General features: G+C 62.2%; 23 protein-coding genes. 8 read left to right on the top strand and 15 right to left on the bottom strand.

From position 1 onward, the window contains the following. Positions 1-4: 4 nt before the first annotated feature. Entirely contained in the window at positions 5-1,588 is a 1,584-nt protein-coding gene (locus tag VGH98_09270; protein HEY2376150.1) for a glycogen/starch synthase, read from the bottom strand. A 242-nt stretch (positions 1,589-1,830) separates the two neighbouring features. On the opposite strand from VGH98_09270, the gene VGH98_09265 reads away from it, so the two are divergent. Further along, on the top strand, positions 1,831-2,253 hold the full coding sequence (locus tag VGH98_09265) for a DUF488 family protein (protein ID HEY2376149.1): 423 nt from the start codon (positions 1,831-1,833) through the stop codon (positions 2,251-2,253). Here VGH98_09265 and VGH98_09260 read toward each other — a convergent pair. Beyond that, positions 2,250-2,816 carry a plastocyanin/azurin family copper-binding protein gene (locus VGH98_09260; GenBank protein ID HEY2376148.1) on the bottom strand — a complete coding sequence of 189 codons (567 nt, stop codon included), beginning with the start codon at positions 2,814-2,816 and terminating at the stop codon, positions 2,250-2,252. The genes VGH98_09265 and VGH98_09260 overlap by 4 nt on opposite strands. A gap of 1 nt (position 2,817) precedes the next feature. Beyond that, on the bottom strand, positions 2,818-3,237 hold the full coding sequence (locus VGH98_09255) for a hypothetical protein (protein HEY2376147.1): 420 nt from the start codon (positions 3,235-3,237) through the stop codon (positions 2,818-2,820). A 250-nt stretch (positions 3,238-3,487) separates the two neighbouring features. Here VGH98_09255 and VGH98_09250 point away from each other — a divergent pair, with 250 nt between their 5' ends. Then, positions 3,488-4,759, top strand: coding sequence for a transaldolase family protein (locus VGH98_09250; GenBank protein HEY2376146.1), 1,272 nt, complete (start codon positions 3,488-3,490; stop codon positions 4,757-4,759). Between the two features lie 357 nt (positions 4,760-5,116). On the opposite strand, the gene VGH98_09245 is transcribed toward VGH98_09250, so the two are convergent. The 3 genes from VGH98_09245 to VGH98_09235 are packed head-to-tail and all read right to left on the bottom strand — an operon-like array spanning position 5,117 to position 7,787. After that, the gene (locus VGH98_09245) at positions 5,117-5,791 is read right to left on the bottom strand and encodes a PAS domain S-box protein (GenBank protein HEY2376145.1); all 675 of its coding nucleotides are present in this window, start codon (positions 5,789-5,791) and stop codon (positions 5,117-5,119) included. Further along, positions 5,788-6,489: a response regulator transcription factor gene (locus tag VGH98_09240; GenBank protein ID HEY2376144.1), complete on the bottom strand. Its 702-nt coding sequence runs from the start codon at positions 6,487-6,489 to the stop codon at positions 5,788-5,790. Before VGH98_09240 ends, VGH98_09245 begins: the two co-directional genes overlap by 4 nt. Before the next feature lie 56 nt (positions 6,490-6,545). Further along, positions 6,546-7,787 carry a GAF domain-containing sensor histidine kinase gene (locus VGH98_09235; GenBank protein ID HEY2376143.1) on the bottom strand — a complete coding sequence of 414 codons (1,242 nt, stop codon included), beginning with the start codon at positions 7,785-7,787 and terminating at the stop codon, positions 6,546-6,548. On the opposite strand from VGH98_09235, the gene VGH98_09230 reads away from it, so the two are divergent. Beyond that, on the top strand, positions 7,757-8,272 hold the full coding sequence (locus VGH98_09230) for a carboxymuconolactone decarboxylase family protein (GenBank protein ID HEY2376142.1): 516 nt from the start codon (positions 7,757-7,759) through the stop codon (positions 8,270-8,272). The two genes, VGH98_09235 and VGH98_09230, sit on opposite strands and share 31 nt — an antisense overlap. Then, complete coding sequence (gap, locus tag VGH98_09225; GenBank protein HEY2376141.1) at positions 8,269-9,285, top strand: type I glyceraldehyde-3-phosphate dehydrogenase; 1,017 nt, start codon at positions 8,269-8,271, stop codon at positions 9,283-9,285. Before VGH98_09230 ends, gap begins: the two co-directional genes overlap by 4 nt. A 6-nt stretch (positions 9,286-9,291) precedes the next feature. Here the strand turns inward: gap and VGH98_09220 are convergent, their stop codons facing one another. Genes VGH98_09220 through VGH98_09205 form a run of 4 tightly spaced genes read right to left on the bottom strand, consistent with a single transcriptional unit; the run spans position 9,292 to position 12,004 of the window. Beyond that, positions 9,292-9,507, bottom strand: a complete 216-nt coding sequence (locus VGH98_09220) for a DUF2945 domain-containing protein (GenBank protein ID HEY2376140.1) — start codon at positions 9,505-9,507, stop codon at positions 9,292-9,294. Then, complete coding sequence (locus VGH98_09215) at positions 9,410-11,050, bottom strand: FAD-dependent oxidoreductase (GenBank protein HEY2376139.1); 1,641 nt, start codon at positions 11,048-11,050, stop codon at positions 9,410-9,412. Before VGH98_09215 ends, VGH98_09220 begins: the two co-directional genes overlap by 98 nt. 4 nt (positions 11,051-11,054) lie before the next feature. Next, positions 11,055-11,414 (bottom strand): hypothetical protein, encoded by a 360-nt coding sequence (locus tag VGH98_09210; GenBank protein ID HEY2376138.1) that lies wholly within the window; start codon positions 11,412-11,414, stop codon positions 11,055-11,057. A gap of 14 nt (positions 11,415-11,428) precedes the next feature. After that, positions 11,429-12,004 (bottom strand): hypothetical protein, encoded by a 576-nt coding sequence (locus VGH98_09205; GenBank protein HEY2376137.1) that lies wholly within the window; start codon positions 12,002-12,004, stop codon positions 11,429-11,431. Positions 12,005-12,330: 326 nt separating this feature from the next. Between VGH98_09205 and VGH98_09200 the strand changes: the two genes are divergently transcribed. The 3 genes from VGH98_09200 (at position 12,331) to VGH98_09190 (ending at position 16,159) form a co-directional block, all read left to right on the top strand. Next, positions 12,331-13,830, top strand: a complete 1,500-nt coding sequence (locus tag VGH98_09200; GenBank protein HEY2376136.1) for a HAMP domain-containing sensor histidine kinase — start codon at positions 12,331-12,333, stop codon at positions 13,828-13,830. Between the two features lie 38 nt (positions 13,831-13,868). Continuing rightward, on the top strand, positions 13,869-14,882 hold the full coding sequence (trpS, locus tag VGH98_09195) for a tryptophan--tRNA ligase (GenBank protein ID HEY2376135.1): 1,014 nt from the start codon (positions 13,869-13,871) through the stop codon (positions 14,880-14,882). Between the two features lie 551 nt (positions 14,883-15,433). Further along, the gene (locus tag VGH98_09190) at positions 15,434-16,159 is read left to right on the top strand and encodes a hypothetical protein (protein HEY2376134.1); all 726 of its coding nucleotides are present in this window, start codon (positions 15,434-15,436) and stop codon (positions 16,157-16,159) included. A gap of 28 nt (positions 16,160-16,187) precedes the next feature. Here VGH98_09190 and VGH98_09185 read toward each other — a convergent pair whose 3' ends face one another. The 4 genes from VGH98_09185 to VGH98_09170 all read right to left on the bottom strand — a co-directional run bounded on the left by VGH98_09185 (position 16,188) and on the right by VGH98_09170 (position 20,122). Continuing rightward, on the bottom strand, positions 16,188-16,520 hold the full coding sequence (locus VGH98_09185; protein ID HEY2376133.1) for a PadR family transcriptional regulator: 333 nt from the start codon (positions 16,518-16,520) through the stop codon (positions 16,188-16,190). 163 nt (positions 16,521-16,683) lie between these two features. Next, complete coding sequence (locus VGH98_09180) at positions 16,684-17,115, bottom strand: hypothetical protein (protein HEY2376132.1); 432 nt, start codon at positions 17,113-17,115, stop codon at positions 16,684-16,686. Beyond that, a complete protein-coding gene (locus VGH98_09175) occupies positions 17,112-19,784 on the bottom strand; it encodes an ABC transporter permease (GenBank protein HEY2376131.1) in 2,673 nt (890 codons plus the stop codon). The genes VGH98_09180 and VGH98_09175 overlap by 4 nt, the downstream gene beginning before the upstream one ends. Further along, the gene (locus VGH98_09170) at positions 19,781-20,122 is read right to left on the bottom strand and encodes a PadR family transcriptional regulator (protein HEY2376130.1); all 342 of its coding nucleotides are present in this window, start codon (positions 20,120-20,122) and stop codon (positions 19,781-19,783) included. Before VGH98_09170 ends, VGH98_09175 begins: the two co-directional genes overlap by 4 nt. Positions 20,123-20,374: 252 nt before the next feature. Between VGH98_09170 and VGH98_09165 the strand changes: the two genes are divergently transcribed. Continuing rightward, positions 20,375-20,905 (top strand): GNAT family N-acetyltransferase, encoded by a 531-nt coding sequence (locus VGH98_09165; GenBank protein ID HEY2376129.1) that lies wholly within the window; start codon positions 20,375-20,377, stop codon positions 20,903-20,905. 28 nt (positions 20,906-20,933) lie between these two features. Here the strand turns inward: VGH98_09165 and VGH98_09160 are convergent, their stop codons facing one another. Further along, the gene (locus VGH98_09160) at positions 20,934-21,842 is read right to left on the bottom strand and encodes a LysR family transcriptional regulator (GenBank protein HEY2376128.1); all 909 of its coding nucleotides are present in this window, start codon (positions 21,840-21,842) and stop codon (positions 20,934-20,936) included. Positions 21,843-21,941: the final 99 nt, after the last annotated feature.

The following is a 21,941-nucleotide window of genomic DNA, read 5'->3' as shown; positions in this document are numbered from 1 at the left end:
TAAGTCAGGCTTCAACACGTGAGCTCCCGCAGTTTTCCGATCGCGCTTGCGTCAACGTCCCGTCAGCGCTCCTGTACAGCGCGATGTACTCTTCCGCCACCCGGGGCCAGCCGAAGTCCCGGCTCATTGCTCGCTGCATCATCTCTCTCCAGCCGCCGGCGTCGGCGAACCGCTCGGCAGTTCGGTGCAGGCTCGCCAGGAACGCCTCGCAGGAGTAGTCGTTAAACAGGAACCCGCTCGCACCATCCTCGATGGTGTCCGCGAGGCCACCGACTCGACGCGCGATCGGAATCGTGCCGTAGCGCTGCGCGCGCATCTGGGTGAGCCCACAGGGCTCGTAGAACGACGGCATGAGCAGAGCATCCGCGCCGGCGAGCACTCGGTGCTCCAGATCATCGCTGAAGTCCAGCCGCAGGGCCACACGTTCAGGAGCGGCAGCTGCGAGATGCGCGAGCGCCTTCTCGTATCTTGCCTCGCCCTGGCCAAGAAACACGAACTGTGCATCAGTACGACTCAAGAGGTCGGCTCCGAGAACGAGGTCGAAGCCCTTCTGCTGCGCGAGACGAGTGCACATCGCGAAAAGCAGGGAGGAGGGCCGTTCTTTCAGGCCGCACGATCGCTGCAATGCTGCCTTGCACGCTGCTTTGCCCGCGAAATCCCCACGAGTGTATCGCGCGGGGAGCGACTTATCAGTCGCCGGATTCCAAACGTCGGAATCGATACCGTTGGTCACGCCGGCCAGACGGTCGCTAAGCGCCGCGAACGTCTCGTGCAGCCCAAACCCGCCTTCTGCTGTGCGAAGCTCGTGGGCATGAGTCGGACTCACCGCCACCGCAAGATCACAGTGCGTCAATGCGCTCTTGAGGAAATTCATACGGCCATTCGATTCGAATAGTCGGGAGTCGTACAATTCGCCGTCGAATCCCACGTCGGTGATCGTTTCCAGGGGAAAGCTTCCTTGAAAGCCCGCGTTGTGCACTGAGAACACCCTCAGTGGGTGACGGCCATCCTCGGCCGACGTGGGGATCGCTCGTAAGGCGGGAATGGCGAGCGCCGTGTGCCAGTCGTGCGCGTGCACGATGTTCGCGCCAGGAGCGATGCGTGGTATGGCGTACAGCGCCGCGAGACTGAACACCGCGAACCGCCGGGCGTTGTCCGGGTAGTCAGCGCCTCCTTCGCCGTAGATGCCATCGCGATCGAAGTAGGACGTGTGATCAATGAAGAACATCCGTGGCTTGCCCAACTGCAGTGGCGTCCGGTAGAGCTGTACCTCCTCGAGGCGGGCGCCAACTGGGACAATGAACGGCGCTCCCACAGTCTGCATCTCGATCGCTGCTTCCCTGATCGTGCGGTAAAGCGGCATGACTACAGATACGTCGACGCCACGCCTTGCTTGAAATGCCGCGAGACCGGCGACCGCCTCGCCCAGTCCACCCGTGCGAGCGAACGGCCAGCACTCCGCGGCGACGTGGATGACTTCGAGGCGATCGGCGCTCGAGAAGTGGTTCGGTCGCACACTGCGGACGCGTCGCGGTGTCGCGCGGAACCCGAGCCGTGGCAACGCAGACTTGAGATCTGCGGTAGTCATAACTTTCTAATCCTCGGCAACATGGTGACAATGCTTCCGAGCCGGCAATCGGTTCGGGATCACAAGCTCACTGATTGGCGCCTCACACGACAATGAGGCGACTGTACTGGCGGCCGCGACGTCCGTACCAACGACACTCTGCCATTCGACTGCTAAACTCGTGCACATGCAGACCCCGATCAGATATTCACCAATGCGACTAACACACGAAGGAGCAACAACCACATGCGCGGAGATGCGACATGCTGAAGCTGAAGCGCGCGTACGAGCCGGCATCGAGCGCGGATGGCCGTCGCATCCTGGTCGACCGGCTCTGGCCCCGTGGGCTGAGTAAGCGACGTTTGGCGATCGACGAATGGATGAAAGAGATCGCGCCATCCACGCCGCTGCGGCGATGGTTCGGACACGATGCGAAAAAGTGGCCCGAGTTCCAGCGGCGCTACAAACGGGAGCTGCGTGAGCGAGGCGACCTGTTGCGAAAGATCGCCGCGCTGGCGTCGCGCCGGCGCGTCACTCTGGTCTTCGGTGCGCGTGACGAGGTGCATAACGATGCGGTTGTGCTAGCGGCTGTTCTGCGTGCGCGCATGAACCGCGCGAGCGGGACGCGCGCGGCTCGACGCCACCGGCCGCATGCCGCGCGGCGACGACCGTCATCAGCGGCCTAACGAGCCGTCGCTCCCCTGGCTGGATGTACGCGGCGCTCGGCGCGGATGCGGGCGACGCTCGGAAAGTTCTTGCGCGCGGCGTCGGGGACATGGAGCCAGCCGTCGGTTCCCGGCCTGCCAACCCAGTAGTCGAAGGGCCGGGCACCCGGCCCTTCCGATCTGCCCACGACGATCCGGCCTATCATTCCAGCCGCTTCATGCGGCGCGCAGAAGTAGTCGTAGACGCCGGGTACCGTGAGCGTCACCTCGAAGTGATCGCCGGTATGCACCAGGAATCCGGAGTCCCAGGGCACCGCACGCTCGGGGATTCGGAGCGAGTGATGGTTGTTCCGCGGGTGATACGCCGTCGCCGTGTGCACATTCTCCCGCGCGATCCAACGCACGGTCGTACCAGGATCCACGTACAGTCCGATCGGCTCGAACCAGACGTGAGCGCCAGCGATGTCGCTGCGCATCTCGACTATTTCGACAGCGCTCGGCAAGCGAAACAAGTCGTTAGGCAGGAGCTGAAAGCCGGCGAGAGCCATCCCGCCGGCTTTCAGGAAGTCGCGACGTGACTGCATGTCACTTCGCGAGCTGGGACGCGCGCTGCGGCGACACATACCACAGGATCACGTGGTAGTGCGGCTCCGCGACGCCCGGATGGCCGGCGTTATAGAGCATGTCGACATGGTCGACGCGCTCGTGCGCGACCTTCAGACCACTGAACGCCTTGTGGCTGTTCATGTCCTTGAGCGGGATCATGTAGATCGAGCTCACTAGCCTCCCTTGGTGGTCATAGGCGAGAAAGGGTCCGGCGGGCAGCGTGGCGGGATCTACGTACAGAGTTCCAAGTCCCGGCACGAAATCCGGAAGCGCGACGAGCGAGCTGACCAGCTTGTACGCGCCGCCGGGCGGGGCGCTGCTCTGTGCTGCCGCCGTGCTTGGTCGCGCGAGCATTAGCCCGGCGCCGACGGTGAGGGCAATGAGTGCGAGACGTTTCATGGCTCGACCTTTCCTGGATCGTGGGTTCGTTTGACTCTGTGCGTTACGGGCGAAGGGATGCGCCGGCAGCGTGTCTCCGGCAATGAAGCGTTCGTTAGGTACAGAAGTACATGCGTCCCATCGCGGCCTTCAGGCGGTAGTGGTAGAACTCAGAAGTGATGGCGGACAACAGTATTTGCTCGAGCTGGTCGAGATCATTCCCGTCCGCCAACCCTGTTCTAGCATTCTGCCTCGCCTCTTGAGACGAACGATGAAGATCTTTCTGGACACCGCCGAGATCGACGAGATTCGCATTGCCGCGCGCTGGGGAGTGTTGGACGGGGTCACGACCAACCCAACGCTCTTTGCTAAAGTCGGCGGCAGCTACGACGATGTTCTCCGACAGATCTGTCAGATCACGACGGGCCCCGTGAGCGCCGAGGTGGTCGCCGAGGAGCTCGATGGTATGCTCCAACAGGGCCGACACTTCGCGACGCTGGCGCCCAACATCGTCGTCAAGGTTGCGATGAGCGAACAGGGTCTCGAGCCGATCGCGCGGTTCACCGAGGAAGGAATCAAGACGAACTGCACTCTCATCTTCAGCTCGAATCAGGGCTTGCTCGCGGCAAAGGCGGGGGCTTCGCTGCTGTCACCTTTCGTGGGGCGCCTCGACGACATCAATGAGAGCGGAATGAAAGTCGTCCGGGAGCTGGTCGCGATCGTCAAGACACATCACCTCGATGCCGAGGTGCTGGCATTGGGAGGCCGTACAGTCACCTCAAACGCACACACTCACCGGCGCCGCCTAACGCTGCCGCCAGTTTCTTCAGAGCACAATGAGCTTCGGCTACAACTACCCGCTGTATCTTCTGCCCTTCGATCGTCGCCACTCGTACGTCAGTGGCATGTTTCAGCTCGACGTGCCGTTGATGGCAAGTCAGCGCCGCGCCGTCATCGAGAGCAAGCAAGTGATCTACGATGGATTCAGGTGCGCGCTCGGTGGCGACCTGACAGTCGACGCCGCTGGCCTTCTCGTCGACGAGGAATTCGGCGCGCCATTCTACGCGACGCGAATCGCAGCGGATACGTCACTGCGCTCTCGACCGAGCGAAGTGGCTCGGCCGAGTTCGAGTTCGAGTATGGCTCGGCATTCGCGGCACACATCGAAGCGTTTCAACCCACGTTCGCCAAGGCGTTGGTGCGCTACAACCCGGAAGGCGACGTCGCCCTCAATGCGCGGCAGACCGACCGGTTGAAACAGCTTTCCGATTACTGTCGCACGGCGGAGCAGCGATTCATGTTCGAGCTATTGGTGCCGGCTACAGAGGCTCAAATGGTTCGCAGCGGCGATCCATGCGGCCCACTCTCATGCTGCAGGCCATCGGCGCCCTACAGGATGCGGGCGTCGAACCGGATATCTGGAAGATCGAAGGGCTCGATCGGCGCGAAGACTGTGAGCGAGTCGTCGCCGTGGCGCGGCGCGAAGGCAGGGACGAAGTCGGCTGCATCGTTCTGGGCCGGCACGCCGATGACGAGAAGGTAGCCAGCTGGCTACGCACCGCTGCTTCGGTTCCCGGGTCCATTGGCTTCGCGGTAGGCCGCACGACATTCTGGGAGGCCATTAGCGATTATGTGAAGAAACGAACGACACGCAGCGATGCCGCGGCTCGCATTGCTCAACGCTACCACAACTGGGTAACGGTCTTTGAGGGAGCACGGCATTCGCACTCCAGCGCGGCATGACGCTCTGGTTCGTGCTACTCGCGCTGTTGATCGCCGTTGGTCTCATGCTCCGCCACGTGGTCGTGTTGACTCGGGATCTCCGCGGCCGCGCGGAAAGGGAGCAATCACTTCACCACCTCGCCTGTCGCACCGGAATCTTTCGCCCGAGGGCACGTCACTATTCGATAAGCCCCCGCTTTTGCGCGTGGGTCACTGCCTCGAGGCGGTTGTGTGTTCGGAGCTTGCGGTTGATATGATGAAGATGGTTGCGGAGCGTTTGGGCGGAGATACTCAGTCGGTCCGCAATGGCCGCGGGGTTGCCGCCGTCCGAGAAGAGCTTGAGAATGCGCCGCTCCTGCTCGGAAAGCGGCTCGACTGGTGCGTGCTCGGAGGGATCGTCGGTGAGCCTAACGAGGCTCTGGGCGATCTCCATCACCTGGTTGAGCAACTCCTCCTTGCGGCGGCGCTGGCTGATGTCGTGCGCCAAACGCACAAAGAGCCTGCGGCCCGTTCGATGGTTGTCGAAGACGATCGTCGAAACGTTCACCCAGATTCGGCGGCCATCGCGCACACGTACTTCGAGGTCGAAGTTCTCGATACCAGGGGACGTTCCATTGGTACGACGAGTCGGTGCGTCGAAGCCCCCGGCGAGCGCCCGGGTACCTAACGCGTCGCGTGCTTCGAGCACCTCGTCGACGTTACGGCGTGCTACCTCGCTCGCGGAGTAACCGAACAACTCCTCAGCTGCCCCGTTCCAGGAGCAGATCTCGCCGCCGTCGGTGACGGTGTAGGCGGCATCGGCGGTCTGCTCGAGCAGGGCGAACAGCTCTGCTTCGAGGATTGACGTAGTCATGGCGTTACTCGGACCTCCTTCGAGTCGCGGCGGCGACGGAGGCTGAACCCCACGCCCCGAATATTCGCGAGCAAGGGCTCGCCCGTCGCTTCAGCGAGCTTCCGGCGCAGGTTCTTGATATGGACATCGATCACGTTGCTCTCGGGATCGAACCGCATGTCCCATACTTTCTCGAGAAGCGTCGTACGACGCACCACTTCCTCGGGGTGCTGGAGGAAATACTCGAGGAGCTGAAACTCCTTCGGCGTGAGATCGAGTGGCCGATCATTCGCTGTCGCGACGTGGCGCAGCCGATCCAGGGCGACCACGTCATAGCGCAGCACATCAAGGCGCTCGGCACCACCGCGCCGGACAAGCGCCCTGATACGAGCGAGCAGCTCGTCGAACGGAAACGGCTTCGCCAGGTAATCATCAGCGCCCGCGTCTAGCCCGCGCACGATATCCTCGACGGCATCGCGCGATGTGAGCATCAGGATTGGGGTGTTCCTCCCTTCGGACCTGAGCTCCATTGCGACTTGAAAGCCGTTCTTCTTCGGAAGCACGACATCGAGGAGGATGACGTCGTATTCATTGACGTGCGCGAACATCGTCGCCTCCTCGCCGTCTCGAGCGACGTCCACGGCGTATCCCTCTTCGCGCAGCCCCTGCTCGATAAACCCGGCAACTTTCCGGTCGTCTTCGACAACAAGGACTCTCATAGCTGAACGTTATCGTGTGTGGTTCAGTCCGATCTGAAGTTTATGTGAAGATTTCTTCATTTTACCGTGGCCGCAGGAACCTCCAGAACGAAGCAGCCTCCCTTCCCGGACCGCGACACAGCGTAGAGTTCGCCGCCGAGTAATTGGGCGAGTCGCCGGGAGAGCGGCAGACCTAAGCCAAGTCCGCGGCTCTCCTCGCCCGGTTTCGTCACATAGATATCAAAGATTCGTTCCACATCATCAGAGGGCACGCCGGGGCCTTCATCCTCGACTCGGTAGACAATGCGACGGTCACCTGCGGAGACACTAACACGGACCACGCTCTCCTCAGGCGCATACCTAATAGCATTGGCGAGCAAATTGATGAGAATTTGCTCAACGCGGCTGGCGTCGGTCGCGCAACTTGGAAGGTTGGGGGCGGAAACAAGTTGGAGCGTGACGTGCTTTAGCTCAGCAGCGGGAGTCACACGACGCAAGGACCGATCGGCAAGGGATGTCGGCTCTTCCGCCCGAATGATTGGCTTTAGGCGATCCTCATCCAACCGACTCAGGTCCAGCAGATCATTGATGAGGGCCACCGCCTGTTGTGCCGAGTCCAGCACCTCGAGAGCCGCGCGAGGAACCGTCGCCGGATCCTTTTTGCGTACGAGCCTCTCGGACCAACCGTAGACCGCAGCCAATGCGTTTCGGAGCTCGTGATTCACCATGGCGAAGAACCGTTCACGTGTGCGGTGAAGCTGCTGCACTTCCGCGAGCAGGCGAGCACTCTCCTCGTGATGGCGGGCATTCTCGACTGCCGCAGCTGTATTTGCCGCCAGCAGAGTCGCGATGTCCTCATCCTCCTCGGTGAACGTCTCACCGTCGGTCTTCTCGGCAAGGTAAAGGTTCCCTAACACACCACGGTTTCCGAGAATCGGAACGCCGAGGAACGAACGCATCGGTGGGTGGTGTGGGGGAAATCCAAGGGAATCGGGATGTTTGGTCAGATCCGGCAGCCGGATCGGTTTCCCGTCTCGAATCACGAGACCGAGGATGCCGTGGCCACGCGGCGGCGCACCGATCCTAGCCGCCAGCTCGGAGTCGACGCCGTAGGTCGTGAAGTGCTCCAGCGTCCGCCCATCAGACGCGAGAACACCGATGGCCGCGTAGCGTGTCCCGATGACTTGTGCCGAGACTTGCACCGCGCGCTGAAGCACACCGTGGAGGGACACCTCTGTGATGAGCGCCGAGGTGGCTGTCACGAGCTGCTTGAGGCGCTCCTGTGTGGATGGAAGCTGCACGACGATTGGCAACGACATGCCAAAAAATATACCTCAAAAAACCTGCGGTCATTCCTGAACGAAGCCTCTCGGCATCTTCACCCTTTCTTCATAGTGTAGCGGTTAGGCTCTACACCGAACACTGGAACATGCTTGGCTTTCACTTCGACGGATCAGGAGATCGTCATGACGCACGGTGGAAATCATCGCGGCAACTCGTCGGGCAAGGCGAGCCACTCAAAGGACGTGGCCCATCAGCGATCGTGACCACATCTGCGAGTGGGAGATGTCGGAACGCGAATGGCTGTATCCGCAGCCACACGGCTGCCGCTTTGCGCAAGGGAGCGACGTCCGAGGAGATAATGGAAGCCATCTGGGTCGCGGCCGAGATGCGCGCGGGCGGCGCGTACGCTCATTCGGTCTTGGCACTGGATGTGATCGCGCACGACGAGGTAGGAAAGTCCAGGAAGCCCGAGAACGGAGCCATCGATGCCGCCAGGGCAACGGAAGGAAGTGCACATTGACTACCAAAGTCGCCATCAACGGCCTCGGACGCATCGGACGTGCGATTCTAAAGTTGGTAATCGACGAGCCATCGTTCGACCTTGTAGCAATCAACGACCTTGTCGAAGTCGAGAATCTGGCTTATCTGCTTCGCTTCGACACGGTCTATGGACGCTATTCGAAGTCTGTGGAGGTCGACGGCGATAAGCTGGTGGTCGGAGGGCGCGAGGTGAGGACACTGACTCAGCGCGACCCAGCGCGGCTGCCCTGGAAAGACGAGGACGTCGAGGTCGTATTCGAGTGTACTGGGGCGTTGACGCGACGTGAGGATCTCGAGAAGCACGTCCACGCTGGGGCACGCGTTGTCCTCCTATCAGCTCCGTCCAAAGGCGCAGACGTGGAGACGGTTGTCCATGGTGCGAACAAGGCCAGTGAGAGCTCCGCCATCATCTCTTGCGCGAGCTGCACGACCAACTGCATAACGCCAATCGTCGAGATCATCGGCCGGCGCATTGGCTTTGCCAAAGCAATGATGACGACGGTTCACGCCTACACCGCTTCCCAGTCAGTGGTCGACGGACCGAACAAGCGGTTCCGTCGCGGCCGGGCTGCGGCGGCGAACCTCGTGCCAGCCACGACGGGAGCCGCAGAGGCGACGACGCGTGCGCTGCCAGCGTACGCGGGACGCTTCGACGGAATCGCGATCCGGGCACCGATTCCTGTAGGATCAATCGCCGACATCACGTTTGTCACTTCGCGAACGACGACGGTCGACGAGGTGAACGGGATCCTTTCCGAGGAAGCCGAAACCGAGCGCTATGTCGGCGTCCTTGGCGTCGCCCGTGACCCGCTTGTCTCGTCGGACATCATCGGTGATCCGCGCGCATCCGTGGTCGATCTCGATCTCACCAAGGTCGTCGACGGAGACTTGGTGAAGGTCATGAGCTGGTACGACAACGAGTGGGGATACGCAAATCAGATGGTTCGCGAGGCGGTCTCTCTGACTCAGCACCTTGCCGCACGAAGCACATAACGAGTCTCAGCCTTTTGTCCTTTTGAGAGCCGCGCCTTTGTGCATGGCGATGTGGTCAGTCGTGTCGCTCTTGATCTCATACTGCGGTTCATCGTTGCTTGCATGGTGCGTGTGGCCTTTGTAGTCAACATCCTTGATGTGCACTTTGATGATCGTCCCTCGGACGTCTCCCGCTTCTGAGTTCCACGTCACGTGATCTCCGACCTTGAATCTTTTCTTCATGATGTTCGCCTCGCGTTGCCATTTCGAACTCGACTTCGGCACGTAGGCCTTCCAGATCTCTGTGAACGAAGGCCACAGCTAACTTCCTGCCACCGAGACGATAGGTAATCGTGCAGTCCTGTGCGACAGCGTTGAGTTGACCGTCGAGCTTGGCCTCGTCAAAGCGTTCGGCGTGACCAACGTACGCAAGACTGAAGTCATACTGCTCTGTCCAGAAGAACGGCACGGCGTCGAACTGCTCTGGTCGCCCAACGATGTTACGGGCTGCAGTTTGTCCTTGGCGCTCGGCCACCACCCAATGCTCCACTCGGATCCGTTCGCCGGTGAGCGGATCCGGCCAGCGTGCGATGTCACCGGCCGCGAAAATCCCTGGTGTGCTGGTCTCCAGGTGCTCGTCCACGACGATGCCCCGATCGATGGCGAGTCCGGCCTCTTCGGCCAGGGAAATCGACGGCCGGACGCCGATGCCCACGACGACCAAATCGGCTGCGAGACGTTCTCCCGTCTTCAACGTGACGCCTCGCTCGTCAATCGAGGCAACTGCGGTGCCGAAATGGAATGTCACGCCGTTCCGTTCATGCAGTCGGCGGATGAATTTCCCGACGTCCGCTCCGAGAATCCTTTCCATCGGCACGGTGCCCGGAGCGACCACATGGACGGCGATATTCCGGGCCCGAAGCGATGCCGTTACCTCGAGGCCGATGAAGCTCGCGCCGATCACCACTGCTTGCTGCGAGACCAAGGCCTTGGAGAGCAGAGCCTCGCCCTCGGCGAGCGTGCGCAGGTAGTGCACATGCGGTAGATCGCTGCCTGGGACATCGAGGCGCACGGGCTCAGCGCCGGTCGCGAGAAGCAGCGCATCATACGGATGGCGAGAGCCGTCCGTGAGAATGACCTCGTGGGTCGCCGTGTCGATCCTCCCCACACGCGCATTCAACCGCAAGTCGATGTGTTGCTCTCGATAGAATTCGAGCGATCGAAGAGAATTTGATTCCGCCGGAGCTGCGCCGGCGAGATACCCCTTGGAAAGATTCGGTCGGTCGCAAGGTATAGACGCGTCCGCGCTCAGCATCGTTATGCGGCCAGAGTAGCCCTCCCTGCGGAGCATCTCCGCCGCCGCGTTACCCGCTGCACCACCACCGACGATCACGACTGATTCCGGTGTTCCAGACGCGGCTGGTGACAGTGGTGGTCCCGCAAGAGGCAGGCTCTCGCCTACATAGACAATGCCGTCCCGCTGCTCGACGTACCAGCACGAGATGGCATTGAGTGCTGGAGCGCGAAGGGCCTCGCCCGTGTGCAAGTTGAAGCACGCATGGTGCCAAGGACAACGAATGGTGTCACCGACGACCAGGCCGTCCGCGAGTGGAGCGCCGTAGTGAGAGCAAAAAGCACCGATCGCGAAAAACTCCTCACCGCGCCGTGCAAGGACGACCGGTTCGCCGTGTGCGTGCCCTTGAAGGATCGAACCGTCGGGGATTCTCGATAGCGAAACGCCCCTGGTGAGATCCGGTCCGGGGAGGGGGCTAGGTGTGTCGTTCATTCGGTCACCTTCCGGCCCATGCTGGCGCGGAAGGCCGACCCAAATCCCGTTGGGCTTCCAGACGCGCAAGCAACAGATGGTAGTACAACATGCCTTGTTGAGGACTCAATGCGTGGAGCGTCTTTCCCACGTCGACCTCACCCGAGCCGGAGACGAGGGCAAGGTTGCGCCTCACGCTGGTGTCGTTCATCGGGAACACGTCGAGGCGGGCAAGCCCTCGGAGCAGGATGACTGCGGCGGTCCACGGACCAATGCCTTTGATTCGGCACAGAGTCGCCGCAGCGTCGGGACTCGCTTGCTGCTCCAGCATTGTCTCATCGAGCGTGCCCGCCGCAAGCGTTTCGGCGACGCGCCGGAGCGTCATGAGCTTGCCGACGCTCAGGCCGGCCGCGCGCAGAGTTCGTCCTCCGCGGCGAGGAAGCTCGTTAGGGTCGGAAACGTATAGTGCTGAAAGCCCCCGCTGACGAGCGATTGACCCAGAGCAACGATTACGCGGCGCATGATGGCCGTGGCGGCGATGAGGCTGATCTGTTGGAAAACGACGGCGTTGACGCACGCCTCCCAGAGTGTTGGGTATCGTGGCGGTCTGACGCCGTGCATCCGTTCCGCGAGCGACTTCAGCCATGGTATCCGTGCGGCAGCTCGGTCGAAGTACCCGAGGTCGCGATCCACACCCAACACCCGCCGCACAATGTCCCGCGCTCGCGCGTGTTCACTTTCATTTTCTACGAGTGTGATCGCGAGAGTCGTCGGACCCCGCTGAGTAACGCGGGCGACTACGATTTTGCGCAACCCGCCCAGCGCGCGGAGATACTCCCCTTCCGGCGTGAGCACATCGACGAGATTGGACGACAAACGCCGAAGCGCGCTCACGGTGAGGTCGAGCCGGTACGGCAACGCGAGCGGACATACGTATTCCGAACGCGAGATGGATTGTGCGACTATCGAAGCCATCGTTACGCGCCTCTCGGTGTCAGCAAAAGATGAACGACGCGCCTCTAGCGCGACAATGAGACGCGTGTACCATTGCCTGCGACTTCTGTACGGAAGTCATCGTGCCTGACCAGCGCCGCCCTCAAACACGCGTACAGTGCCGCTTGACGTACTGGACACAGGGTATGCAGCGCCCGGCTCGTTCATGCGTTATTACATTGGGATTGACGTCCCCGGTCGGGCCTGAGGTAGCGCGGCGCCTCGTTGCAGATTTGGGTCGGAGGTATGTTAGAGACATCTAATCTTGTCCTAGATCGCCTTCTTCGAATGCGATAGTGGTTTGTCCAATGTTTCTTCGAGGTCTGCCTGTAACTAAGAAGGCATGGAGCGTCGTGGCGGGGACGCTCGCGGTGTTCCTGCTCGCGACTCTCTTGGGCTCCGTTCTTGGGCCAGCGCTCGAGACGCGAGGCATCATGCGAGACTTGGTCGCGATCACGACCGTCATCGAGCCCGCGCGAGTCTTGTCGTGGAGGCTCGAGTCCGGACTGGCGATGGAGTATTCGGCGCTGCAGGGATATGCGCTCTCCGGCGACACAACACTGCTTTATCGGTATCGCACGATCGCAAACGCGGACGCGCGTCGCCTAACGAGCCTAGAGCAACTGGCGCCCAAGCTTGGTCCCGAGGCGGTCGTCGATGCGGCGGCCGTGCGTCGCCGAATCATCAAGTGGCAGGATCTCAATCGTGTGCTGTTGGAAGATCACCTCGCGCGAGCGGATTTTGCGGCCGCAGCCCGTATGCAGCGACTAGCTCGTGATTCGATCATCGACGAGATCGACAGATTCCCAGCGCGACTATCGGTCGAGGCAGCGACACGGCTCGAGGAAGTTCGCGGGCACGAATGGAGCGGTCTGTTCGTCAATGCCGCGTTGGTGTTCGTCGCGCTCGCCGCGATGCTCGGCGTCGCCGCGCTTACGCTTCGCGAGCGACACCTCGCCGCCATACTTCAGAATCGCCTCGAGGAAGAATCCGCTCTCCGGCGCGAGTTGGAACGAGTGATGCGAAGCCGCCAACGTCTGATGCGGGGCTTCAGTCATGACGTGAAGAACCCGCTTGGTGCCGCCGATGGGTATGCCGAGCTATTGGGGCACGGTATCTACGGCGAGGTGACCTCCGCACAGGGCGCGACCATCGAGCGTATTCGCCGCTCGATCCACGGTGCGCTCTCCCTAATCGAGGATCTGCACGAGTTGGCTCGCGCCGAGACTGGCAACATCGTGCTCCGTCGGCAGACCGTGAATCTCGGAGAACTCGCGTGCGCCATCGGTGAGGAGTACCGAGGCGCGGCAAACGCAAGCGGGTTGTCGCTCGACGTCGAAGTGGCTGCGGACCTCACGACTATCGAAACCGATCCAATGCGTCTGCGACAGATCGTCGGGAACTTGCTGTCAAATGCGATCAAGTACACGAAGTCCGGTTCGGTCAATCTCCGCGTTCGAGCGGGCCTATCACTTTCGCCCGGAGGCGGCGACGATTGGGCAGAGTTCGATGTGGTTGACACCGGCCCCGGCATACCCGCGGATAAACGGGACGTGATCTTCGAGGAATTCAGTCGGCTTGGCACGAGCGACAAACCCGGTGCCGGTCTCGGGCTCGCAATCAGCAAACGCTTGGCCGAGGCGCTCGGCGGATGCATCTCGGTTGAAAGCGAGTTCGGTCATGGTTCGACGTTCACGCTCCGGATTCCCATACGGGTATCGGAGGACTTAGACCCGGCTTTGGCGTCAGCAGGCCATCCGAGCGCGGCAGTCGACGAACCTCGCGAAGGACTCACGGTGTTGTCGTGAATCATACGATTGTCGCCTAGCGACACGAGCGGGACGTTATTAGTCAGCAAAGAGGTGTCGTCCTGACCGGCGACCGTCCGACCGGGCCTTTGCATCTCGGCCATTATGCCGGATCGCTTCGCACTCGCGTGTCGCTCCAGTGGGATCATGAGCAAACGGTGTTGATCGCAGATCTACAAGCGCTCACTGATCAATCCGGTCGGGCCTGGGACGTTAGGCAGCACGTGTTCGACGTCGCACTCGATTATCTGGCTGTCGGAATCGATCCTTCCGTCACGACCATCGCGCTCCAGTCTGCGATCCCGGAGCTTGCCGAGCTTACGATCCTCTATCTGAACCTGGTCACCGTCGCGCGCCTCGAGAGGAACCCAACCGTCCGGACCGAGATCGAGCTTCGCGAGCTGGCGCGCGCTCTGCCCGCGGGTTTTCTCGCTTATCCTGTGAGTCAGGCGGCCGACATTACAGGTTTTCGAGCCACTCTCGTACCAGTTGGCGAGGACCAGCTTCCGATGATCGAGCAGACGAACGAGATCGTGCGCCGACTCGCTCACCTCGCCGGTCGTCCGATACTCCAAGAATGCCGAGCGCTCCTCTCTGATACACCGCGCCTGCCCGGAGTCGATGGGCGCAAGGCCAGCAAGTCACTCGGAAACGCGATCCGGCTCTCCGCTCCGCCCGACGAGATTCGCGCGAAAATCAATGCGATGTTCACGGACCCTGAACACCTTCGCGTCAGCGATCCAGGCCGTGTCGAGGGAAATGTCGTCTTTGCCTACCTCGAGGCCTTTGACTCGGATCGCGACGCGATTGCTGACCTCGAGGCGCAGTATCGGAAGGGCGGACTCGGGGATGTAGCTCTAAAGCGTCGTCTCGATGACACACTGCAGGAGCTCCTTGCACCGATCCGGACACGCCGTGCGGAGATCGCGCGCGATCCGGCAGAGGTCTTTGAGACCATCCGCCGCGGGAGCCAACGGGCCCGCGACGTTGTGAGTTCAGTACTCTCTGAAGTCCGAGCCGCCTTTCATCTCCATGACCTGAAGACGCGCTAACGCCCGCGCTGGCGTCGCCGCTCATGACTGAAGAAGGCCTCTCCGTTTCTTCACGCTTTCTTCATACTGGCACGGCTAGCTTCTTCATCGAGTTACGGAAAGCGGAAATCAACTGGCGATCACCTACTACTACGCGCACACGAGCAAGAGCAATGTCGATCCATTGGACGATCCTCACGAGCCTTCCGTGTGCGGGCATGGTGTCGCGGCACAATGCGCGTCGGACATCGGGCTCTGTCGTCGACTGTAGTGTCGTGATTCGTGAGGCGGGTTATCAGACCCGGGTTTCGGCCAAGCGCGTCCAGGCTGGGTGTGTCACCGAACGCTTCTTCGCGACCGGTGGACTCGCCCGGGGAACACGAACACACGGAGTGCACGCGGCAGGTAAGACGACGACGCATCGGACGCTTGGTTTCGCTCGAGCCCCCAATAGCGCCTAACCACACCCGCCACATCGACGAGGGCCAGCAACGCCCCGCCTGCACTCCACCGCAGGCGGGGCGTCCTGCACAGGGCACTTCGATTCACAACTCACCGGAGGAAATCGGATCATGACGCTCTCGCTGTTGTTCGGTGGATCCTCGATGTACCGGCTCGTCCATGCTGACCTCGATGTCGCGTGGTTGGCTGGAGATTCACTCGTCTTCGCCGGCTTCGATTCTCTCGCAGAGGCCGAGAGAGCGGGCGATGCGGGATACATCGCATTGCTCGAATGGTTGGCAAGCCGCAGCGACACGACCGGCGAAGACGAAATGGCGCTGCATGTCGCTATCGGCGAGGACGACATGTCGGAATGGATCGGCCCGAATGGCAAGGTGCTCGCGCGCATCATCCGGCCTGCCGAGGACGAGGGCTTCGTCGTCGAATTCACGCTACCGCCGCGTGTTCACACGGTCGCGGCGGCTCGCGCAGCGTCACGGATTGTCGACGCGATGCAAACGACAATGCACGATGCGTGGCCGCACGCGACACGTGGCGAACGTAGGAAGACGGTGGCGAACGGGCGAAGCGAAGCCGAGAGCCTCACGGTGCCCAAGGCCAGAACACCTAACGCCAAGGAGGGACGTAACATGATGCAATCGTCCGAGCTGTTTACGCTGGCGCGCGATCTGGCGCATCTGAAGGTGTTGAGCATCTACATCGACAATCGGGTCGTCGATCCGGCGAAACGTTACGCCTGGCGCGCCGACCTACCTCCTCGACGACGTCGGCTTCGTCGCCCGCATCGAGCTGGCCGGAGGCCAGGCGTGCGCGCACGGCCACGCGCCAATCAATGAGGACTTGCTCATTTTTTGTTCACGACGGTCACGCATAGCGCACCCCCGCGACGCGGTTGATGGCGGTCACGAACTCGCGCCAGCTCGCCCGCTGCGTCTGGAGGGCCTCACGACCGGCGGCCGTGAGCTTGTAGAATCGGCGCCGCCGCTCGCCCGCCTTCTCTATCCATCGGCCGGCGATCCAGCCCCGGTCCTCCATCCGATAGAGCAGCGGATAGAGCGAGGCGACGTGGAACACGAGCACGCCATGGGAGCGCGCCTCGATGAGCTTCTGAAGCTCGTAGCCATGCCGCGGCTCAGCCTCGAGCAGCGAGAGGACGAGAAACTCGGCGCTCCCCTTCTTCAATTCGTCAGTGAGCATGCAGCTGACCGATATATGTGACTCACACATATAGCGGCGGCGTCGGTCCTGTCAATGATCGCTTTCAGCTTCGCCCCGCGTGAGGATACAGGGGCCGGCGGCGCGCTGCCCGCCTCCTACAACGTGCCGGCGCATTTGCATTGCAGCGTATCGACGACCACAACTACTGGGGCCGCCGGCGCAGGTTCCACAGCCCCTGCGCTGCCAGAATCAAGGAAAAGATCCCCGTCAGGCCAATCGCGTGAAGCGTCCACACGAACAGGTACGGATCGCCGGCTCTGGTGAGCGTTCCGGTGAACAGGCCGGCCGGGCCCATCACGTGGAACGCCGGCATCAGGATCGCCAAGAGCGACCCAATCAGCATCATCACATGTCCGGAACGCGTCTCGTCGACCACCAGCGCTCCATAAAGCCAGATGGCGAGGATCGGCACCGCGACGATCGTCAAGCCCCCGGCCTCCGCCGTCCCGATCCTGGCGCGGACGGTATCGGACGCAAAGTGAAGCGTCATGAGGAAAATCGAAAGCAAGGACGTGGCCTTCAACAGCGCATGCCGTTTCATTTCGGTCGCGTCAACAGGCTTGGATTCGCTCATTGTTCGCGCATTAGCATCGAGGGATCGACCGAGAGCGCACGCCGCGCTGGAATCCACGTTGCGACGAGGCCCACGAGGAACATCGCGAAGACTGCCGCGATCAGCACGACCGGATCGCGCGGTGTGGCTTCATACACGATCGATCCGAGCACCCGGCTCGCGAGGATTCCGAGGATGAGGCCCGCCAGCGAGCCCACCGCGAGCAGGCGCAACGCGCGGCCGATCGCCGTCTGGATGACGTCGAGCGCGCGCGCGCCTAACGCCATTCGAATCCCGAGGTCCTTGAGACGCTTGCTGAGCGAATACGCCGCGGTGCCGAAGATTCCCGTGATGGCGACGATCGCGCCCATGACTCCGAGAATGCCCAACGCGGCGGCCGCGGCGCGCGCGGGGAAGAGAGCGCCGCTCATGTCGTTGGTCCACGTTTCGATGGCTGCCGGCAGCCCCGGATCGAGCGTGCGAAGCGTGGCGCGCACCGCCGCCGACAGTTCCTCGGGATCCCGCGGCGAGCGAAGGACGAGCCACGTCTCGCTCGACGGCACCTGCCGCAAAGGAAAGAACATCGCCGGCTGCGGCGCCTCCGCGAGGTTCGCGGTGTACTTCCCGTCCCGCACGAGACCGACCACTTGAATCCGGCTTCCATCGGCCAACTTGAAGAATTGATCGAGCGCGCGGTCCGCCGACCCGAATAGTTTGCGCGCGAACGTCTCATTGACGATGGCGACGCGAGGCGCGCGTTGATCGTCGTGGAGCGTGAACGGGCGACCGGCGGTGAGTGGCGTGCCCGCGGCCTGGAAGTAGTCGGGCGACACACTGTACCGAATCGCATTGGCGGCGGCGTTGCTCGGACGAAGATCGGCAACATGGTCGTCGAAGACCTTCGACGCGCTCCAGCCGAGGTGCATGGGCGGCGTGCGCGCCACTGTACCGACGGTCGCGACACCCGGTATCGTTCGCATCGCGTCAGCCATGCGTTGTTGCATCGCCATCATCTGATCGGGGGTGTATCCCGACGTCGCGAGGTCCGTGTCGACGAGCAGAACGTGGTGCGCGTCAATTCCGAAGTTGCCGCGCAGCGACCGTTCGAGTCCGCGCACCGCGACGAGCGACGACGTCACGAGCACCGCACAGATCGCGATCTGGACCGCGAGCAGCACGTCGCGCATTGCGAGGCGTCGGCTCACGCGACTCACCGCGCCGGATTTCAGGATCTGATATGGGTCCGTGCGCAGCACCTGCCGCACCGGCACCGCGCCGAAGAGAAATCCGCTCGCGACGCTGAAGAGGAGCGCAACGATGTACACGCGTGCCTCGGGCTCGATCGGCATGATCACCGCGAATTGCGGGAACGGCCGCCACGCCGCGAGCCAGTCGAGAAGCAGCACGCTGCCGAGGAGTCCGATCGCGCCGCCGACGAGCGAGACGAGCACGGCCTCGGAGAATAGCTGCCGAAGAATACGACCACTTCCGGCACCCAACGCCAGCCGCAGCGCCACCTCACGCGAGCGATCGGCAGTGCGAGCCGCAAAGAGGCTTCCGAGATTGGCGCACACCGCGAGGAGAATGAGCGCGGACAACGCCATCAGCCCGATGACAAAGGCGTGCACGGGCTGCTCGAATGCGTCGCCGCCGAGCGTCGACCGCGACAGCGCGAAGCTCATCTTGTCGTTGTCCTTCGGATAGCTCGTCTCGAGTTGGGCGCCGATCGCGTTGAGATCAGCGAGCGCCTGTGAGTTGCTGACGCTTGCTTTGCGTCGGCCGAACACGGCGAGCCACCGATTGCCGCGCACGTCCAACAGGCTCGTGCCGTCCACTTGCGGCTGTTCGACGAGGGGGACGAAGAAATCCGTCGTGTAGACGAGCACCGTGCCGTGAAAGCCCGGCGGCGCAACACCGATGATCGTGAACGGGTGACGACTCAGCTCGACGGTGCGGCCGATGACACCCGGATCGCCGAGGAAGTGCGAGCGCCAGTTCGCGTACGTGAGCACGACGTACGGAGCGCTACCCAGTCCGCGCTCGTCCGACGCATGGAAGAAGCGGCCGAGATAAGGCTGAAGGCCGAGCACGTCGAAGTAGTTACCGCTCGTCTCGTAGACCCAGGATCGCGTCGGACTCCCGCCGCCTGCATCGACCCACGCTTGATTGGCGATGAAGGCGGCGAGTCCGTCAAAGCCGCGGGCGCGATCGCGAAGATCGAGATAGTTCGGATAGGACTCGCCCGCTAGTCGGTCGCTGGCGCGCTCGATCGTGAAGAGCGTCTGTTCGTTCGGCAGACCGAGCGGGCGAAGAATGAAGCCGTTGATGGCGCTGAACACGACTGCATTCGCACCAATGGCGACAGCAAGCGTGATGATCGCTGCGACGGTGAAGCTCGGCGATTTCCGAAGCTGGCGTACGCTGAAGCGGAGATCGCGGACGAGGGTCTCGAGCAAACCGCCGGCGAGGACATCGCGCGCCTCTTCTTTGAAACGCGCGTGGCCGCCGAATTCGATGCGCGCCTGGCGTTCGGCCACGTCGCGATCGAGCCCAGAGCGCTCGAGGTCGTCGGCGCGGTGCAAGACGTGCGAGCGCAGCTCGTCCTCGAGCTCGCGCTCGAGCGCGTCCCGGTGAAGAAAGCGGAGGATCAACGAGCGGAGATACGCGAGCATGCTCATGAGCATCTTCATGCGCCCTCGGGTTGTGCGCGCAGCGCGAGCGCAATCGCGGCCACGAGGCTGTTCCAGCTCTCCGCTTCCTCGCCAAGCCGTTTCCGCCCCATCACAGTGAGCTCGTAGAACTTGGCGCGTCGATTGTTCTCGGAGGTGCCCCACTTCGTCTTGAGCATTCCCTGACGGACGAGCCGGAACAACGCCGGGTAGAGGGCTCCTTGTCCCACGAGCAGCGCGCCGTGCGAGATCTGGCTGATGCGGAGCAGGATGCCGTAGCCATGGAGGGGCCCGAGCGAGACCGCTTTGAGAATGAGGAGGTCGAGCGTGCCAGGGAGGAGTTGCGCGGATGGGGACATATATCGGTGCTCTCCTGAGGGGCTTAGGAGAGCATCGGGCTTCTCTCCTCAACTGCTGAGGAAAGCATAGGATCGCTCTCCTCATCTGTCAAGGAGAGTGCAGTTGACGCACGTGACTGTAGTCATAGACATTCCGTTCTTGGGTTGTGCACGACTTGGGACATATCGCACAAACCGCCCGTGTGATGGCGAAACAGCACCGCGACGCTATCGGGCCGTGGCGCGCGTGCTTGCCCATCGTGGACCGATAAAATGACGATCGAGCTGGTTGCCGTCGATGATGCCGCAACGCGAGACGCCGCGCGGGACCTGATTGCCGAGTATTTGCGATGGATCGCGAGCGTTGCTGCCGCGAGCTACGGCCTGTCGTTCGATATCGATGCGATGATCACGTCGGATATCGAGGATCGGGCGAAGTTCTATCCTCCGAGCGGCCGGTTCTACGTAATCCGCCGCGAGGACGCGAACGTCGGAGTCGGATGTCTCAAACGCATCACACCGTCTGTCGCCGAAATTCAGAGGATGTATGTGCAGCCGCACGTCCGAGGAGCCGGCGCCGGTCGCCTCCTGCTGCAGCAGCTTCTGTCAGACGCGCGAGCCATCGGCTACGAAGCCGTGCGGCTGGAAAGTCTGAAATTCCTGTCCGCAGCGCACGCGCTCTACAAGTCGGTTGGTTTCGCTGAAATCACTCCGTATGCCGACAACAGCATGACGAAGTATCAGCCACTCGGCACGATGGACAGGTATCGCTCCAGCGCGGTCTTCATGGAGCTGCGCCTCTGACGGGAGCGTATCGCAGGCGACGATCGTATCAACGAATCTCGCGCTCGGCGAAATGGTCTCGAAGCTCTCCTTGGAGAAATGTCGCCGCGCTTTCGAGCCGGCCCAAATGGCCGCCTTGCATGAACACGATTGAAGCCTCGATGCTGACGCCGGACCGCGTGATTCGCTCCAGCCGCCGGCGCTTGGGATGCGAGGTCAGAAACCGCGCGGGGATAAGCCCGAGCCCGATCCCGCTCGCCACGAGAGACACTTGCATGTCGATATTGTTGATCGCGGCGGCGACTTCGAACGGAGAGCCGAGTTCGCGCAACCTCGCCTCGAGTGCCTGACGAATAAAGCACCCCGGCGGGTTGAGCACCCAGCGTGCGTCGAGATCGCGATCTTTCGACTTGCTGCTGCGCCGCGCGCGAGGTTGCGGTCCTCTCGCCCTGACCAATACCAGACGTTCTGGAGCCAAAACACTGCTGGCCACATCGCCGGGCGGCGTATCGTCAGCCGAGAGGAACGCCAGTGCCACATCGAGTCCGCCGGTCCGCACCTGCTCGATGAGCTGTTGCCTGAGATCGGTGCTCAGCACCGGTTGAAGCCGGGGGAAGCGACTCGTCAAGCGCTGGATCGACGCGACGAGGCTCGGTTGCGCGAGCGCATGCGACAATCCGATGCGGAAGATTCCGCTTGGCTCGGCGTCCTTCGCGCCGCTCGCCTTGAGATCGTCCATGATGCGCAGCATATGTCGCCCGCCGTCGAGCACCGCGCGGCCTTCACGGGTAATCCGCCCCGGTTTCACGCGACGATCGAGCAGCGGCGTCTTCAATGCCGCTTCGAGGCGCTGGATCTGCCGTGTGACCGCCGACGGCGTCAGGAAGAGCCGTTCTGCTGCCCGCTGCAACGAACCTGACTCGGCCAGGACGACGAACGTCCGCATCTCATCGAGCACGACAGACTCCCAGTTGCTAGGCGAGCAACATGATATTTCCAAAATTGCATTTGACGCAAGTACGACTCAGCCCTAACCCTTCGTTCGGAGCATATGGGG

The sequence above is a fragment of the Gemmatimonadaceae bacterium genome, from assembly GCA_036496605.1.
Lineage (GTDB): Bacteria > Gemmatimonadota > Gemmatimonadetes > Gemmatimonadales > Gemmatimonadaceae > AG2.
The sequence above is the reverse complement of the archived record's forward strand: the minus strand, read 5'-3'. Positions and strand labels throughout refer to the sequence as shown.